Raw genomic sequence first — 15,936 nt, forward strand, 5'->3', positions numbered from 1 at the left:
CCCCAACCGCCGGGAGCGGGGCCCCGCATCCTATTCTTCTGGCTCCTCAATCGGCCCCGCCCATTCTAATGTACGCGCAACTATCTTCTCTTTCTCTTCTCTCGGGCCGATTGGTGCCCTTCATTGTGGGTGGCATCGATCCGGGCGCCCATGCGCCCGCAGCGAAAGGGCCCCACTGGGGGATGGGTGGAGCGAGGACGCATGGGCTGGGTCGATGACAGGACCCGCATCCTATTCTTCTGGCTCCTCAATCGGCCCCGCCCATTCCCCTTTGGCCAGCTTCACTTCCTGATACCCTCCGTCCGGCCATTGAAATTGCCCCGCTGCATCCACAAGAACAATGAACGGATCGGCTTCGTGAATCTGCCCCCGAAACCAATACCAGCCGGCTTTCGTCGGTTTCGCCGTCGTCCAGTGATATTGAGTCATGCCACTCCTGTATCGTCTCGGCTTCTGATACAGTCTCGTTTGGATGAAGGCCTGACCCTATCATGACTCGACTGCCAATAGAAGATGTGCTGCCGGCGCTACGAGCCGCCCTCATGGCCGACCCGAACGCGCTGTTGACCGCCTCGCCGGGCGCCGGGAAAACGACAGGCGTGCCTCCAGCGCTGCTCGCCGCTCCGTGGCTCAGCGGCAAGAAGCTGCTGCTGTTGGAGCCGCGCCGGCTCGCCGCCCGTGCCGCGGCTCATCGTATGGCCGCATCGCTGGGTCAACCGGTCGGCGGTATCGCCGGCTACCGCACCCGTCTCGACACCAAGGTCGGACCGGCGACCCGTATTGAAGTCGTCACCGAAGGCATCTTGTCCAGACTGCTGCTGCACGACCCCTCGCTCGCCGACTACGGTATCGTCATCTTCGACGAGTTCCACGAGCGGAGCCTGCAGGCCGATGCCGGATTGGCCCTCTGCATGGAGACTCAGCGACTCTTCCGTCCGGATCTCCGGCTCTTGGTCATGTCGGCCACGCTGGAGTGCGGACCGATCAGCGAATTGCTCGGCGGTGCACCGGTTCTGGTCTGTGAGGGTCGGCAGTTTCCGGTGGAAACCCGCTACCTCGATCAGCCGCCGGCGGGGCGCCTCGATACCGCCGTCGTCCACACGATCCGCCGATCGCTGGCGCAGGATCGAGGCAGCCTGCTGGTGTTTCTTCCCGGCATGGCCGAGATCCGTCGGGTCGAGCGCCTGCTGCAGAACGCCCGCTTGGACGCGAGCATTCGGGTCGCCCCTCTGCACGGCGACCTGCCGCAAGCGGCGCAGGACGAGGCCATCGCCCCGCCCCAACCGGGCACGAGAAAGGTGGTGTTGGCCACCTCCATCGCGGAAACCAGTCTGACGATCGACGGGGTGCGCGTGGTGATCGACGCCGGTTTATCGCGCATCCCTCGCTTCGATCCGCGCACGGGGTTGACCAGGCTGGACACCGTGCGGGTGACGCAGGATTCGGCGGATCAACGTCGGGGCCGGGCGGGCCGGCTCGAACCGGGCCTCTGCTATCGCCTCTGGCCCGAGAAAGAACAGAGGACGCTGGCGACGCGCAGACCACCCGAGATCCTGGACGCGGACTTGGCTCCGCTGATCCTGGAGCTGGCAGCATGGGGCGTACACGATCCCTTGGAATTACCCTGGCTGACCGCGCCCCCTCCCGCGGCTGTCGCCCACGCCAAGGACCTCCTCAGGCACCTGGATGCCCTGGACGCGGCAGGGTCCATCACCGCGCACGGCCGAGGCATGGCCGAATTGGCGATGCATCCCCGTCTCGCCCACATGCTGATCAAGGCCGATGTGCTCAAGCTGACCGACCTCGCCTGCGACATCGCCGCCTTGCTCGGTGAGCGCGACATTGTGCGGGCGCCGGCCGGCCGACGCCAGACGGATATGCGGCTCAGGTTGGATCTGTTGTGGGGTCACGACAGCCGGATCGGTGAGGTCACGGTCGATCACGGAGCCTGCCGGCGGGTCGCACGCACGTCCGACCTCTATCGACACCGATGGCCTGATGCCGCGAAGAGACGACCCGACGTCTCGTGCGATCCAGGATCTGCCGGCCTGTTGCTCGCCCTCGCCTATCCGGATCGCATCGCACAGCGACAACCGCAGGGCGAGGCTCGCTACCTCCTCGCAAACGGGCGCGGCGCCCTATTCGCCAATCCGGATCACCTGGCCTCGGAACCCTATCTCGTGATCGCCGAACTCGACGCAGGCGCACAATGGGCAAGAATAGACCTGGCCGCTCCCGTGACGCAGAGCGACATCGAAGCGCTGTACGCCGATCAGATCGAAGAGGTCGAGGATGTCGCCTGGGACGAACGGACCCGGAGTGTCCGCGCCGCCAGACGACGGCGGTTCGGAGCGCTGACACTGTCGGAACAGGCCTTGTCGAACCCCGATCCGACGATGATGGCCGGTGCCCTGTCGGTCGGCCTTCGCCGGGCCGGGCTGTCGACATTGGCCTGGACGCCGGAGTTGCGACAGTGGCAGGCCCGAGTTCGATTTCTCAAGGCTCTCGACGGCCCGGATGCTCAATGGCCCGATCTGTCGGACGACACGTTGCTCAAGACGATCGACGAATGGCTCCAGCCATTTCTCGCGGGACTCACCACCCTGGAGCGGGTCACGCGGATGGATCTTGCTCCGGCACTGCAGGCCCGACTCAGTCGCGATCAACAGCATCAATTGGACCGCCGGGCTCCCACACATCTGACGGTCCCCAGCGGATCGAGGCTGCGGCTCGACTATGACCAGCCGGAGGGTCCGGTGCTGGCGGTGCGGCTGCAAGAAATGTTCGGCTGCTCAGACACGCCGAGAGTCGCGGGCGGCAAGGTGCCTGTCCTCTTGCATCTTCTCTCCCCGGCCAAGCGACCGGTCCAGGTTACGAAGGATCTGGCCGGTTTCTGGGCCAATACTTATCGGGACGTCCGCAAAGACCTGCGCGGTCGCTACCCCAAACACCACTGGCCGGAAAATCCGCTCCTCGCCGCGCCGACCGCGAAGGCGAAGCGCCCGGGCCAATGATCCGTCCTGCTCGCTCGCGCCAGGCTCTCGGCCCGTCTGCGCCTCCGTGCGAATCGTCGCCCGCACTTTGGTAGGGCTAGACCGTGGCGTTCCTTCCATCATATGGTGCGGGTCATGCGCATCCTGCTGAATTCGGCCGTGACCGTCATGTGTTGCGCCACACCGTCGTTCGCCGAAACCCCGGAATCGTTGCCTCAACCGGACTTCGTCATCCCATTCGACGAAATCGACGAGGCGGATCTCCAAACGGAAATTTCCACACAGGTCGCGACTTTCCTTCAGACCGTCCACTCACATCAGGGCAAGGACAAGGCGGCGCTTCGTACCTCCGTCACCGGCGAGGCACGCGACGACCAGAGCAAGCTCATCTATCTCCGCAATATCGGCGATCATGGAGTGTTGGAAGGCTACGAGTTCAACCTGGATACGTTGGCCCGCGGCCAGTACATCCTCCTGCAGCGCCCCCTCAACCGGCTCAACGAATTCATCGGCTACTACCTGACGGTGAAACAGACCCTGACGGACACCTATGGAGCACCGGCGGATGACCAGGTCATCTGGGACAACGACCTGTACCAACCCTTACCAGATTACTGGGGCGTGGCGGTGATGATCGGCCATCTCCGTTATCATGCCGCCTGGGACATCCCCGACGGCACGGTGACCCTGGAACTGACGGGCGAGCGGCACAGCCGTCTCTCCGTGGACTACCGCATTCGCCATGCCGGCGCCCTCACCTGATCTGTATCCGGTTCGAGACCCCGCAACCCCCGCCTCTTGACCCGATCTTCGCGGTAAGGCATCTTCGTCGAATCGCAGTCGTTCGGATCATGAGCACTGGGAGGACAATGCAATGGCCGTTGAATCAGGCATGCTGCCGCTCGGGACCCCCGCTCCCGCCTTTCGGCTCCGAGACGTCGACTCCGGGCAGTGGTGGACGCTAGAGTCGTTTGAAGGACACACCGCTCTGTTGATCATGTTCATCTGCCGCCACTGTCCCTACGTCCAACATGTGGAGGGAGAACTGGCGCGGATCGGACGCGACTATCGCGAGCACCGTCTCGGCATCCTGGCCGTCAGCAGCAACGATGCAATCCGATATCCGGACGATGCCCCGCCCCGGCTCAAAGAGATGGCCGATCGGCTCGGCTTCACGTTTCCGTTCTGCTTCGATGAAACTCAACAGACGGCCAAGGCCTACCGGGCCGCCTGCACGCCGGATTTTTACCTGTTCGATCGCGAGCGGCGTCTGAGGTATCGAGGACAGCTTGATGAGAGCCGTCCGGGGAACGGCAAGCCGGTGACCGGACGGGATCTGCGCGCAGCCATTGACGCGCTGCTCGCCGGCAAGCCGGTCGACGGACACCAACGAGCCAGCGTCGGTTGCAGCATCAAGTGGAAACCGGGCAACGAGCCGACCGACTGAGCTGACCAATCCGCCGTCCGGTCTGACCTCCTACGGTCGGAGCCCGTCTATCTGTGTGGACATGACACAGGATCGTCTCTTACAACTCGTCATCGGAGCGGCGCTCCTGTCCTGCTGCGCTTGCGACGGTCCGATGCAGACCGTTTCAGTCACCGCGGAAGATTACCGGTTTGTGCCGGACGTCCTGCGCGTGAAAGCCGGCTCTCCCTTCACCCTCGCACTCTATAACGCCGGTCGCGAGGATCACGATTTCGTCAGTTCGATCTTGGCCTATGGGACCGACACCCGCGGAAAGACGGCGAAAGCTGACGCCTCCACGCCGGGCCTCCTCAGGCCGGGGCGGTCCCTGCGGTTCCTCGTCGCGGCGCCGCCCGGCACGTATCTCTACTTCTGCCGGCGTAAAGGCCATCCGGGCATGACCGGAACTCTGGTCATCGAATAGCGGGTGAGTTCGGCGTCAGACGCTTCTGAGGCCGTGATCGCGGAGCGGCTCAGAGACACGAGAGTCTTGGGCCTGTTGCTGCCGTTCGCGGACTTCTTGGAGGCCCGCCTGAATCATGGCCAGATTCACGACCCAGGATACAAATCCGAGCGCGAGATACTTGAGATAGAACGGCAAGGTCAGGGGAGAGTTCCAGAGCATGTGCAGCAGGATGGCCAGCCCGAAAATGCGGAGGAAACGGGGATCGCGGAGCATCTCGAGACTGAACGATCGATCTCCCCGCACCCGCCACAACGCGGCGCCGACCATGGCGGTCCAAAGGATATGTCCACCCACCATGCTCAACACGCCCCGCAGGGTGATACTGTCGAGCATCGCATCCAGTCCACCGCGAAGGCCGAATTGAAGCGCGTACCCGGCCGACTCGAAGGCAGAGAATCCGGCCCCCACGGCGGCTCCGAACAGGAGCCCGTTCAGCATATAGCGATATTTCAACTTGTTGATGACGAGAAACAGCGCGGCGGCTTTCCCGGTCTCTTCGATCAACCCCGCATCCATGGCTCCCAGCCACGAATCGAGATGGGCCCATCTGAACAAGAAGAGGGACAGGATGAGTGAGGTGATCCCGCCGAACAGGAACAGCTTCACAACCTGGTACAGCGACACATTGCGCAGCACGTTCATTTCGTAGAAGAAGATCAGGAGCGAGACCGGGATCAAGAAGGTGCCCGTCATGATGAGCCCTGGAACCAGGTTTTGGACCTGAAATTCTCTGAAGGCAAAGACGAAGCCCAGGTACGCGATCGCCGACAACGTGAAGGTCTTGAAGAACACCCACGGCTTGGGCCAAGCCGAGCTCACCATCGCCAGTGGAGGCGTGGTCGAAGGCGTGCCGACCGTGAAATATTCCTCGATTTCGTCATCCGTCCGCGAACGCAACACCTCCGAAAACATATCCCGTGCGTCAAATCCCTGGAGCTTGTCGACGCCGGCCACCGAGCTGATCCGGTCACTCAGGTCTCCGATCCAGCGGGACGTGCCGGGATGCGAATCCCGGTCTGTCAGCTGCCAGAGCGAGCGACCGATCCGAAGCTGCTGTTTCGGAATGACGACCGCGTCGGTAATGCGGTGCCCGTCAAGAAACAGGACACCTTGCAGGGAGCGGCAGGACAACCGGCCTTCGTTGAGGACAAGCGCGGCATGCCGTTCGGCCACCTCCTGGTCGTCGCTCAACACTTCGCAAAGCATGGAACGGCCGATAACGACCTCTCCATCGCGAAGCGCGATCCGTTTCCCTTGATCCGGGCCGGAAATACAGATGAACAGCAACGAGGGAGGAGGCGTTGTGGACTGCGTCATCAGCACACCTCGCCGCGAACACAGTGCGAACCGGTGACGGGCGAGCAGCATACACGACAACCGTGCGGGTGTTCAATCGAGCAATGTGATCGGTAGTGGGTCGGTTTGCCGTCAGAAGCACTGAAGTGTGTCGTTCCCGCGGAAGCGGGAATCCGGTCAAGACCGGCTCCTAGCATGAGTCTTGATCGAGGAGTGGATGCCCGGCGAAGCCTGTGCCCTCGACTGCGATCGGGGGCGGGCATGACGCAAGCGAAAACGGACCCACGACCGAGCGGCCTTGACGGGACTCGACGATTGACTCTACCCTCGTGACTCGATTGGGACGGAGCTTGCCGCGGTATCATCCTCGGACTGTTGCGCCATGAGGACTCATCGATCTGTCAGCGCCTTGATTCTTTCGACTGCGCTCTTCCTCGCCGGTTCGACCGATGGTGATGGAAAATCCTGGGAACAGCTCCGGATTGAGAGCGATCCGCAGTCCGCTCAGCTCACGATCCTGCACAAGGACCGCCCCGTCCTCATCTACGCGCATTCCGCCAGACAATTCAAACCGTATATCAAGGCCCTCTTCGACCTGTCGGGATACAACGTCCTACTCGATGCGCCGTCGGACCACCTGCATCACCACGGAATCATGTACGCCGTGATGGTCAACGGCATCAATTACTGGCAGGAACGAGACGATACGGGCATCCAACGTTCGCTCCGGATTGAAGAACAACGGACCGGCGTCGATGAGCGCGGACTACCCTATGCCAGCTTCGTCGATGTGATCGAATGGCTCGACCTGACCGGTCGAGGCGCGGCCGAGGGAGGGGAACCCCTGCTCCATGAACGACGGACCATCACCGTAACCGTGGACGACAAGAATAGAGAAGTTGCGGCGCAGTGGTCCGCCGACTTCGTCGTCGGCAGTCGCGTGAAGTCCGCCGTCCTGACCGGAGATCCATACAACGGGCTCGGCCTTCGACTGTCGAGGGATTTCGATTCCCGAGTTGTGCACCGCAACGCGGAGAAGACGTTGGATCCGCGGCGGGGTGACCCGAATATCTTGAAGGCTCGCTGGAGCGCGGCCAGCGTGAGCCTCCCGGCGCGTGATTCGACCGTGGCTGTATTCGGGGATCAGGCTAACCGGCTGGGAGACCCCGTCTTTTTCCTCATGTACCAGCCTTTCGCATACATCTCGGCCACACAGGCTCTTGATAAGGGCAAGCTGGAATACGAATCCGGCGCTCACTATCGATTGAATTACCTGGTCACGACCTATCCGGAAATACAAAGCTCGGAGTTCCTGCGCCTGAAGGAAGAAGAATGGGAACGCACGAACCGTTCCCGGATGGGCTCACAATAATCGGCTCTGACCGGTGGAGGACCGACCGGAGTCCGGCAGGCAGAAGACGTTGATATAATCTCCTCCCCTCAACAATTCCTTCAGCGGCACCAGCCGATCCCGATCCGCCACCCAGAGACCGTAGCCGAGTTGCCGCAGCAGAACCGCCAGCCGATCCACGGAAGAGCCCGCCCGGACCAGTTTCGGCGGATCGAACTCGATCAGCATCGTCGGAGCGGATCGCTGGATCATCTTCCTGCTCCCCAGAATCATTCTCTCCTCGAATCCTTCAACATCGACCTTGATGAAATCGATCTTGGCGATGGCCTTCCGCTCACAGAACTCGTCCAGCGTGGTGAGCTCAATGTTGTGCGCGGCAACCGATGCCTCGTCCGTAACAGCCAACGTGGCGGCGCCGGAATTATCCGCTCGAATCATCATCTTGCCGATCCCGGCGGCATCAGCCAGGCCGAGCGGATGAACGTGAATGATGCGTTCCAATCCGTTCAAACGAATATTGGTCCGCAGCCGCTCCGCATTGGCGGGAAACGGTTCAAAGGCGTGCACCTCACAGGCACGACCCAGGGCATCGGCCAGCGTGATCGCATAGTGTCCAAAATTGGCGCCGACATCGAACAGGACAGCGGCGGGGCGAATCAGTCGCTTGGCCAGAAGAATATCCCAGGTGTCACGCTCTCCCAGCCAGAAAAACTCCGTTTGCACGAAATCCGAGGGATTGAGCAGCCAACGATGTCCGTCCCGCGTTACTTCGAGATCGACATCGAGGTTGGGCTGCAACCACTTGCGCAACATTGCATGGACTTTCCATTGTCCACGATGGCGCAGACGGGTTCCGTAAAATTCAAGCGACTTGAACAGCCAGGAGTCAGGAGTCATCTCAAGAGGGGCGACACGCCAATCGAACGAGTCCCCTGCCTGTCTCTGCCGAATCGATCCGCACCATACTCCGGCAGCACCGGGAGATCAATAGAGCGGGAACCCAGCATAGTCCTGCACAGCGAAAACCATCGCGTCGCAGGTTCCAGCGGATGTAACCGGCTCACGGGCACCTATCCCGTCGAGGGCCGGACGCTCCACTTTAGTCGAACGGCCGCCACGAAAATGGCCTGTGCGGATGGCATGCGACAAGAACAGGCCTTCCTGGATGCGCTGAGGCATGTCGAAACCTGGAAGGTGATCGGGGAACATCTCGAGCTCTACGACCACCGAGGGACGACGCTGTTGCGGTTCGAAGCCACTCATCTGCGATGAGCGTCCGCCGCCCTCAGGCGACTCAGCGATCCTCTATCGCGTCTGCATCGGACTGTCCACGACCTCTTCTGCGAGTCCGGGATATCGCTGCCGGAGGGCGGCGGTCGCGGTATCGCGCGCATTGGCGATTCGAAACGTGTAGGGTGTGCCGAAACTCACACGGCGAGGCACGTCGAGGATCAACCGGCCGAGATACTGGGTGCGGCCAGGCTCCACGGTGAACTTCACCGCCAAATCTCCTCCGATTGCAGACAGCCCCTCGTGCCGGAACGTCTTGATGAGATAGCTCCCGACCGGAAGTCGGGAAACAAAGGTGCGCTCAACCTTCGGTTTCACCTCCAGCCGGTATTGTTCAGCATAGGGGTGGGACTCCCCCTTGCTATCGGTCCATTCAATCCTGACGATCTGGAACTCATATGTGAAACCCTCCGCATTGCGGCCGAACGTGCGGTTCCACCAGGAATCCGGTGGGTCGTCCTCCGCTTCCACCAACACCGATCCCACGACGACACCCCAACCTGGACCAGGAGGCTCGATCGGTTTGTCCGACATGTCGAGCGGCGTCGTTGAGCAGCCGGCGAACAGGACAAGGACGATCACCTGTATCCAGGCCGGGAGCCGTACTCTTGTGAAGAGCGTCGACATTCCGAGACCCATTCGGACATTGTCGATCTTGCCGTCCGGCCCATGTCCTGCGCGCATCATCCAGCCCCTTTCCCACGCCACGTTGTACGCATTGTACGCATTCGACTGCGAGAGGTCGAGGGGAGACCGTCGCCTTGACTGTAGGCCGGATTCGGGCTACATCCAACCGTGCGCAACGCTCCGATATCACGCTCTTTCTCGGACAGAGGCTGATGATGAGCCGAGTTTGGACTGGAGGGCGGATCACCAACCTACTCACGGCGCTGTCCCTTGCGGCAACGGGTCATGCGGTCGTCACAGCCAGGTGTACACCGGCCGAACAGCATATGATGCCCACGCCGCCCTTATGGAGACGCGCCGTGACGACGGCTCTTCCTGCTTCGCGCCGCCATGGAGCGCGCAATGAGTGAGGACACAGCCATGCCTATTGCCGCCAGGCAGATCCGCATGTTCAGATACGCCATGGTCATGCTCCGACAGCGATATCAGTGGACATCACATCGTACCCTTCCAACATTAGAAGGGCATGAGCGGGATGGGAGCAGGAAGCGGATTGCGCCTTGGCGCTCGGCCTTGTGCGTGGTTGCGATGGCGGCGCTGGCCTCCGCTTGCGCGTCACCGAAGGTCGGCTATGACTACGACCGCAGCGCCGATTTCACCACCTACAGAACCTACGCGTGGATGCCGGATTCGCGAAGTCCGACGGGAGACAGACGGATCGACAATGACCTGGTCGATGCCCGCATTCGCGCGGCGGTCGACAGGCAGCTGCGAGGGAAAGGCTATACGAACCCGGCCGCCGGGAAGCCGGATTTTTATGTGGCCTACCATGCAGCAGTCACGGACATGATGAAGGGCGCCTCAACCCAACGTTACATCGGCGACCGGGCGAGCGGCCTCTATACCACGGTCAGCGACATTCAGCCATACAAAGGCGGAGCGCTCCTGATCGACATCGTCGATGGAGCCACGCAGCGACTGGTCTGGCAAGGCACGGCATCGGCCGAAGTCGACCCGGGGATGACGGCGGCGGAGCGGGATGCACGGATCGCCCGCGTGGTCAATGCCATGTTCGAACAGTTTCCACCCCATTGACCGGAGGAGACGCATCGTGACTTGGACACATATTCTGCTTTCCTGTCTGACCCTGTGGTCGCTGTCGGGATGCGCGTCCCCCAGGATCGGCTACGATTATGACCGCTCCGTGAACTTCAGCGCCTATCGCACTTACGACTGGATGCCGGGCGAACAGGAGAAGACCGGCGACCGGCGCGTCGACAACTCGGGCACCGACCTCCGCTTTCGCACGGCGATAGCCGCGCAACTGCGTCTCAAAGGCTATACGCCCCCAAACGCCGGCCGGCCGGACTTCTTCGTCGCCTATCAACTTCAAGTCAAGGAAGGGGCGGCGGATCAGTCGCAACAGTATTTTTCAGACGGCATGGCGGGTCGACCTTTTGTCCATTCGGTCGACACCAGAAATCCGAGCGGCAAGCCTCACACCGAGCCGGAAGCTCCGTCCTACATGGCGGGTACGCTGCTGGTGGATATCATCGACGCCTCCTCGAACAAACTGGCGTGGCGCGGAACGGCGTCCGGCATGGTCGAACCGGGATTGACTTCCCAGCAGCGCGACGAGCGGATCCGCAAGATCCTTCGCGAGATGCTGGCGCCCTTTCCTCCTCAGTAGCGATCGATCGAAGCGCGTCTTAAAGGGACAGGCTGGTTTCCATCACTTTCATGGCGACCAACAAGTTGGCATGCGCCCACAACAGCGGAGTATGGTCGTTGGCGACGTAGCGCCCGCGCGAAAGATAGTAGGCCTCAGGGCATCGAAACGCCGGGATGCCCGGCGATTGTTCGGTGAGTTGGCCCAGCGCCCGATTGAAATAGTACGTCTGCCGCTCCAGATCGGCTCGGCGCCGCTTGTGGTGAAATCGCCGGCCGTAGGCGGCGGACATGACGGAGTCGAACAGACACCACTGGGCCTCTTCGCCGGGCGACAGCAGTTTGTTCCTCATCTCGACCGTGTCGCTGAAATCGACCGTGCGCTGCGAAGGGCTCAACTTCTCTTTATAGTCGGCGGCCCAGTAGGAGTCGCCGACGTACCGCTTGATGCCGTAGGGGCCTTCAAGCTGCTCGGCGATATCCGCAAGAATCTGCTTACCCATCGCCGGTCCGACGATGTCGAGCGGATAGACGAGAAACAGGAGCGCTGCGTCGGTTCGACGCTTCTTGGTCGGCGCCTTCTGGATACATTCGTGCGGCAGGATCTTTCGCAACTGCGCTCGCCCCCGGCCTTCGAGGACACCTAGCTCGGCATCCGACATGCCCGCCGCCTCGCGTCGGTGCTTCCCTGCCGACAGGAACTCCCGAAGTTTCGCCAATCCGGCGACCACCACGCCGATGCTGGAGGCTTCAATCTTACGCTCCTCCTCCCAATGACCGCAGTCCTCGTCCGTCCAATAGTGAATGGCATCGAAGTAGCGGGCGAATAACCCGAGCACTTCCACCTCTGGGAGAGTCGGTTTGAGCGCACCACGTCTGGCCAATAGGCAGTACATCCACAGAAAGTAGCCGAGCGCGTCGTTCTGCGCATGAGCCCAGGTCTCTCGCGACTCGCGCAGAGTGGCCCCCTCGAACCGCACATGAGGCCGGGACATGATGTCGTCCGGCGTGGACTCGCCGCCGATGATGCACTCGAAGCGGTGCCGATGCCGCGCAAAAAATCTCATGAGAGCCGAGAGGCAGCGACCAGCCGCGCGCACCTCACCGTCGACGTACAATGCGTGACTCACATGCACATTGTCTCTCACCCAGACGTGATGATAGCCGCTGTGTCGATTCAATCGATCGACGACGGCCGCGGGAAACAGATGCGTGCGCAGTGACCTGAACGTAAACACACCCTCACGCTCCAGAAACCGCCTGAGCCGTCTCAAACTCCCAGAATCATATCGATCGGACATGTACGGCAGCAGTGCTCCATTCTGCACGACGATGGGGGGCATGCTTCATCTCCAAATGGGTGGACGATCGGAACGCCGCCGGAATCTACCGTGAGTCGGAACCGACATCAAGAGGGCGAGCACGCGTCGGACGGACAGCGTGAAAGAGGAACGAGGCTGCCGTTACCTGGTCAAGGTTCGCACATACGCGAGGATATCTCGTGCCTGCTCTTCAGAAAGGAGGTTCTTCCAGGCCGGCATGTTGGGCTTGCCGTCATGAATGGTCTTGAGTAACTCGCCGTCGGACTTTGCAGCCGTCCGTCTGGACGTGAGATCCGCCGGATCGGGTCCGAGCAGCTTGTAGCCGTTTCCCTTCCCTTCCGTTCCATGGCAGCCGGCACAATTGCGGTCGAAGAGGACTTTGCCTTTCGACACATCTCCGAGTGCGATGTCGGATTGCGCCATACCGGGCTGAATGGCCACCCAGGCCCATGCAGCGATGAGGCAGTTGATTACAACCAGACCTTTCACCATACTCTCATCCTTTCGGCTCTTCGCGAGGCCACCGGACTATAGTCGGGCGGCAGGGTTACCGTACGCGTGGAGGAGGAGGCGAGCCGGCGTCAGGAGTCTGCAGCGTGATGGTGGCGGCTTGTCCGTCGGAGGTAAGCTGCGCGGCAATCTTGTCTCCGGTCTTGAGCCGTGCCGCCGCGCCTTCAATTTTCGTGTCCGCGGTGACCCGCATCCGGACTTCATGCCCGGACATTTCCCGAACGACCAGTTCTTCCCCCTCCCAATACAGCACATCCCCTTTCACGACGTCGTTCGCAGCCGCTTGTGATCTCGATTGCCCCTGCACCGGAATCACCGCGGCCAACATGAGGAAGAAAGCCAAAATGATCGGCATAGTACCCCTCCTATCCTGTCTATTCTGAGACTACGGATCCTCTGATGCCCTTGTCAATCTGTCGATGCGCCATACACGCCACAGTGGGTCAGCTCTCTCCTGCCTCGTGCCCGCGAAGGCGGGCATCCGCTCCTCGATCCAGTCTCCATCACCGTTCACCGTTTAGGTTTTGGTAGTGGGTCAGTTTGCTATCCAGACGCACTGAAGTCTGTCATTCCCGCCCCCGATCGGTGTCGAGGGCAGGCTCCAGCGGGAATCCAGTCAAGGCCTTCTCTTCAGCAGTTAGGCTTGATCGAGGCGTGGATGCACGCCTTCGCGGGCATGACGCAAGAGGAAACTGACCCATTACCTAGGTTTTGCATTTGGCCGGTCCAATGTCTTAGACTTTCAATTCGACCCATTTCCCCTCAACTTATGGGAGGTCCCGCCATGAGACACACCGGACTCGGAATCGCCACAGCTCTTTTTGCAGTGGTCACGTTTGCCTCATCCGCACTTGCCGGAGAAACCTCCGCCACGATGGAAAAGATGAAGGGCGAAGCCAAGGCCGCGACCGAAGAGGTCAAGGGACAGGCCAAAGGGGCCGTCGAAGACGCCAAAGGCAACAAGATGAGCGCGGAGGCGGAGCGGGCCAAGGGAAATGCGAAAGGCAGCATGGAACGAGCCAAGGGTGAAGCCAACGCCGCAAAGGAAAAGATGAAATAGACGACGAGGTCACGATGGCGGAGCCGCCTGGAACGCATCGCTGACGCCTCCCGGCGGCCCTCCTCGTCGAGGTATGGATGGATCGTTCGCTTGTTCAGACACTGAGGAACGTAGCAGACCCATCGAGGGTCCGCTTCGGGCGATCGTTGGTCAAGACGAGGTTCCTGTTCACGTTCCTGCTGTTGGGCGGATGGACAGTTTTGTCTCCCCTCCCCGCTCTCCCCGTTCCGATGGTGAACGACCCGAAAGGCTTCGAAGGGATTCCCTGGGGAGCGGCCTTTTCCGAGACGCAGGAGTTTCTGCTCGTCGAAAACGGCGCGCGCATCAAAGGCTATGAACTCAAGCAGGGACCGCCGGGTCTCGGATCCGCGAAGGTCGACTCAATGCGCTTTGTGACCTTCGACGGACAGTTCGCGCGGGTCGTCGTCCGCTATCACGGGCATCAGACGCATGAGCAGATCGTGTCGTACCTTCAATCCCGCTATGGACCGCTGGATCGGACGCCAGGCCAGATTTCGAAAGGCGCAGTCCAGCAATTCAACTGGCAGGGAGACGACAGCGAGATCGTTCTCACGTATGAAAGCATGAAAGACCGCGGCATCATCTTCTTCGAGCACCGCCCGTCCGCCTTGAAATTTTCCGAAGGGCAGATGGCTCCTGACCCGGACCTCGGCGGCGCGACCTACTGACGACGCAGCCGTCGCCAGGTCCTCATGACTGTACGGCCCTCATCCGAATCCGATCCTCCGTCTCTTGATGCACGCATCACCGTCCTGTATCACGTCGCCGGCTCAGAGACCGAGGCTCGGGCAAAGGCCGAACTAATCTGCCTGGACCAGACCGTCGAAGCCGGCGACGAGATCCTGACGCCCCCACTTCGACATCGCATCGTGGGGCGGCTTGAAGAATTCCGACCTCGATCGCCCGGCAGCTACGAAGCCCGGATCAGCTATGCCGTTGATCTGATCGGCCTCCATCTCGCCGATCTCTTAAACCTCTTGTTCGGCACCAGTAGCCTGCGCCCCGGCGTCCGGCTTGTCTCGTGGGAGCTTCCGGACTCGGTCCTGTCACAATGGCGTGGTCCCAGATTCGGTCTGGAAGGTCTCAGGAACCTGACTGGGATTCGAGACCGTCCGCTGGTCTGCGCCGTGCTGAAGCCGCTCGGTCGCTCACCGCAGGAGTTGGCGGACCTGGCCACGGCATTCGTGCTGGGCGGCGTGGACTTGATCAAAGACGACCAGGGCCTCGTCGATCAGTCGTTCTGTCCGTTCAACGAACGCATCGCACGATGCGCCGACGCCGCGCTCACCGCTGCGGCGCAACGTGGCAGACCCTGTCCCTATCTGGGCCATATCAGCGGCCCCCTCGACGTCATGAAGGAGCGCGCCTCGCTCGTCAAGAAATGCGGAGCGGGCGGCCTGCTCGTTGCGCCGGGGCTCACCGGATTCGATGCGCTCCGTTCCTTGGCAGAGGATGAGTCGCTGGCACTGCCGATCGCAAGCCATCCCGCGCTGCTGGGCGGCTACACCGTAGATCCGGATCACGGAATCGCTCCTGCAGCTCTGTACGGCCAACTCCCCCGCCTCGCCGGCGCCGATCTGTCCATCTACCCCGGCTATCGCGCCGGCTATGCGATGATGAAAGACGACTGTGCGTTGCTGAAGCAGGCGTGCCGGGCCGCCTGGGGGCACATTCGTCCCATGGCTCCGACGGCAGCGGGACGTATCACTGCCTCGGATATCCCGGAGTTCGGATCCTTCTACGGCCGAGACGTCGTCTTCATCCTCGGCAGCCGCATTCAAACGGACCCTCTCGGCCTCGTAACCGCAACACAGCACTTCGTTCGAGTGCTCCATCGGTACGCCGACGCTTGACCGGATCGACTCCG

General features: G+C 61.5%; 18 protein-coding genes. 11 read left to right on the top strand and 7 right to left on the bottom strand.

Annotation, left to right across the window (positions count from 1 at the left end; all coding sequences use genetic code 11):
- Positions 1-231: 231 nt before the first annotated feature.
- On the bottom strand, positions 232-429 hold the full coding sequence (locus P0111_17415) for a hypothetical protein (protein ID MDF0645809.1): 198 nt from the start codon (positions 427-429) through the stop codon (positions 232-234).
- Positions 430-491: 62 nt separating this feature from the next.
- Here P0111_17415 and hrpB point away from each other — a divergent pair, with 62 nt between their 5' ends.
- The 4 genes from hrpB (at position 492) to P0111_17435 (ending at position 4,882) form a co-directional block, all read left to right on the top strand.
- Positions 492-3,014 carry an ATP-dependent helicase HrpB gene (gene hrpB, locus P0111_17420; GenBank protein MDF0645810.1) on the top strand — a complete coding sequence of 841 codons (2,523 nt, stop codon included), beginning with the start codon at positions 492-494 and terminating at the stop codon, positions 3,012-3,014.
- A gap of 114 nt (positions 3,015-3,128) precedes the next feature.
- A complete protein-coding gene (locus P0111_17425; GenBank protein MDF0645811.1) occupies positions 3,129-3,755 on the top strand; it encodes a hypothetical protein in 627 nt (208 codons plus the stop codon).
- Between the two features lie 112 nt (positions 3,756-3,867).
- Complete coding sequence (locus P0111_17430) at positions 3,868-4,440, top strand: thioredoxin family protein (GenBank protein MDF0645812.1); 573 nt, start codon at positions 3,868-3,870, stop codon at positions 4,438-4,440.
- A gap of 61 nt (positions 4,441-4,501) precedes the next feature.
- Positions 4,502-4,882, top strand: coding sequence for a cupredoxin domain-containing protein (locus P0111_17435; protein ID MDF0645813.1), 381 nt, complete (start codon positions 4,502-4,504; stop codon positions 4,880-4,882).
- A gap of 15 nt (positions 4,883-4,897) precedes the next feature.
- On the opposite strand, the gene P0111_17440 is transcribed toward P0111_17435, so the two are convergent.
- Complete coding sequence (locus tag P0111_17440) at positions 4,898-6,241, bottom strand: PrsW family glutamic-type intramembrane protease (protein ID MDF0645814.1); 1,344 nt, start codon at positions 6,239-6,241, stop codon at positions 4,898-4,900.
- 361 nt (positions 6,242-6,602) lie between these two features.
- On the opposite strand from P0111_17440, the gene P0111_17445 reads away from it, so the two are divergent.
- Entirely contained in the window at positions 6,603-7,592 is a 990-nt protein-coding gene (locus tag P0111_17445; protein ID MDF0645815.1) for a PmoA family protein, read from the top strand.
- Here P0111_17445 and P0111_17450 read toward each other — a convergent pair.
- The gene (locus tag P0111_17450) at positions 7,584-8,468 is read right to left on the bottom strand and encodes an FkbM family methyltransferase (protein MDF0645816.1); all 885 of its coding nucleotides are present in this window, start codon (positions 8,466-8,468) and stop codon (positions 7,584-7,586) included. The two genes, P0111_17445 and P0111_17450, sit on opposite strands and share 9 nt — an antisense overlap.
- On the opposite strand from P0111_17450, the gene P0111_17455 reads away from it, so the two are divergent.
- Positions 8,409-8,843: an META domain-containing protein gene (locus P0111_17455; GenBank protein ID MDF0645817.1), complete on the top strand. Its 435-nt coding sequence runs from the start codon at positions 8,409-8,411 to the stop codon at positions 8,841-8,843. The two genes, P0111_17450 and P0111_17455, sit on opposite strands and share 60 nt — an antisense overlap.
- 33 nt (positions 8,844-8,876) lie before the next feature.
- Here the strand turns inward: P0111_17455 and P0111_17460 are convergent, their stop codons facing one another.
- Complete coding sequence (locus P0111_17460) at positions 8,877-9,548, bottom strand: hypothetical protein (protein ID MDF0645818.1); 672 nt, start codon at positions 9,546-9,548, stop codon at positions 8,877-8,879.
- Positions 9,549-9,890: 342 nt separating this feature from the next.
- On the opposite strand from P0111_17460, the gene P0111_17465 reads away from it, so the two are divergent.
- On the top strand, positions 9,891-10,583 hold the full coding sequence (locus P0111_17465; protein MDF0645819.1) for a DUF4136 domain-containing protein: 693 nt from the start codon (positions 9,891-9,893) through the stop codon (positions 10,581-10,583).
- Positions 10,584-10,599: 16 nt separating this feature from the next.
- Positions 10,600-11,178, top strand: coding sequence for a DUF4136 domain-containing protein (locus P0111_17470; protein ID MDF0645820.1), 579 nt, complete (start codon positions 10,600-10,602; stop codon positions 11,176-11,178).
- A gap of 19 nt (positions 11,179-11,197) precedes the next feature.
- Here P0111_17470 and P0111_17475 read toward each other — a convergent pair whose 3' ends face one another.
- From P0111_17475 to P0111_17485, 3 genes are all read right to left on the bottom strand, one after another.
- Positions 11,198-12,499, bottom strand: coding sequence for a glycoside hydrolase family 15 protein (locus tag P0111_17475; protein MDF0645821.1), 1,302 nt, complete (start codon positions 12,497-12,499; stop codon positions 11,198-11,200).
- 120 nt (positions 12,500-12,619) lie between these two features.
- Positions 12,620-12,970, bottom strand: coding sequence for a cytochrome c (locus tag P0111_17480; protein ID MDF0645822.1), 351 nt, complete (start codon positions 12,968-12,970; stop codon positions 12,620-12,622).
- A 55-nt stretch (positions 12,971-13,025) separates the two neighbouring features.
- Positions 13,026-13,343, bottom strand: a complete 318-nt coding sequence (locus P0111_17485) for a hypothetical protein (protein MDF0645823.1) — start codon at positions 13,341-13,343, stop codon at positions 13,026-13,028.
- A gap of 429 nt (positions 13,344-13,772) precedes the next feature.
- Between P0111_17485 and P0111_17490 the strand changes: the two genes are divergently transcribed.
- From P0111_17490 to P0111_17500, 3 genes are all read left to right on the top strand, one after another.
- Entirely contained in the window at positions 13,773-14,048 is a 276-nt protein-coding gene (locus P0111_17490) for a hypothetical protein (GenBank protein MDF0645824.1), read from the top strand.
- Positions 14,049-14,125: 77 nt separating this feature from the next.
- Positions 14,126-14,737: a hypothetical protein gene (locus tag P0111_17495; protein MDF0645825.1), complete on the top strand. Its 612-nt coding sequence runs from the start codon at positions 14,126-14,128 to the stop codon at positions 14,735-14,737.
- A gap of 24 nt (positions 14,738-14,761) precedes the next feature.
- Positions 14,762-15,922 carry a RuBisCO large subunit C-terminal-like domain-containing protein gene (locus P0111_17500; GenBank protein MDF0645826.1) on the top strand — a complete coding sequence of 387 codons (1,161 nt, stop codon included), beginning with the start codon at positions 14,762-14,764 and terminating at the stop codon, positions 15,920-15,922.
- Positions 15,923-15,936 lie beyond the last annotated feature (14 nt).

It is taken from the genome of Nitrospira sp., from assembly GCA_029194535.1.
In the GTDB taxonomy this organism is placed as follows: Bacteria; Nitrospirota; Nitrospiria; order Nitrospirales; family Nitrospiraceae; genus Nitrospira_C.

Coding starts and splice junctions, on each gene's coding strand:
- P0111_17415 (MDF0645809.1), bottom strand. CDS start 429: ATGACTCAATATCACTGGACGACGGCGAAACCGACGAAAGCCGGCTGG.
- hrpB (MDF0645810.1), top strand. CDS start 492: ATGACTCGACTGCCAATAGAAGATGTGCTGCCGGCGCTACGAGCCGCC.
- P0111_17425 (MDF0645811.1), top strand. CDS start 3,129: ATGCGCATCCTGCTGAATTCGGCCGTGACCGTCATGTGTTGCGCCACA.
- P0111_17430 (MDF0645812.1), top strand. CDS start 3,868: ATGGCCGTTGAATCAGGCATGCTGCCGCTCGGGACCCCCGCTCCCGCC.
- P0111_17435 (MDF0645813.1), top strand. CDS start 4,502: ATGACACAGGATCGTCTCTTACAACTCGTCATCGGAGCGGCGCTCCTG.
- P0111_17440 (MDF0645814.1), bottom strand. CDS start 6,241: ATGACGCAGTCCACAACGCCTCCTCCCTCGTTGCTGTTCATCTGTATT.
- P0111_17445 (MDF0645815.1), top strand. CDS start 6,603: ATGAGGACTCATCGATCTGTCAGCGCCTTGATTCTTTCGACTGCGCTC.
- P0111_17455 (MDF0645817.1), top strand. CDS start 8,409: ATGGCGCAGACGGGTTCCGTAAAATTCAAGCGACTTGAACAGCCAGGA.
- P0111_17450 (MDF0645816.1), bottom strand. CDS start 8,468: ATGACTCCTGACTCCTGGCTGTTCAAGTCGCTTGAATTTTACGGAACC.
- P0111_17460 (MDF0645818.1), bottom strand. CDS start 9,548: ATGATGCGCGCAGGACATGGGCCGGACGGCAAGATCGACAATGTCCGA.
- P0111_17465 (MDF0645819.1), top strand. CDS start 9,891: ATGAGTGAGGACACAGCCATGCCTATTGCCGCCAGGCAGATCCGCATG.
- P0111_17475 (MDF0645821.1), bottom strand. CDS start 12,499: ATGCCCCCCATCGTCGTGCAGAATGGAGCACTGCTGCCGTACATGTCC.
- P0111_17480 (MDF0645822.1), bottom strand. CDS start 12,970: ATGGTGAAAGGTCTGGTTGTAATCAACTGCCTCATCGCTGCATGGGCC.
- P0111_17485 (MDF0645823.1), bottom strand. CDS start 13,343: ATGCCGATCATTTTGGCTTTCTTCCTCATGTTGGCCGCGGTGATTCCG.
- P0111_17490 (MDF0645824.1), top strand. CDS start 13,773: ATGAGACACACCGGACTCGGAATCGCCACAGCTCTTTTTGCAGTGGTC.
- P0111_17495 (MDF0645825.1), top strand. CDS start 14,126: ATGGATCGTTCGCTTGTTCAGACACTGAGGAACGTAGCAGACCCATCG.
- P0111_17500 (MDF0645826.1), top strand. CDS start 14,762: ATGACTGTACGGCCCTCATCCGAATCCGATCCTCCGTCTCTTGATGCA.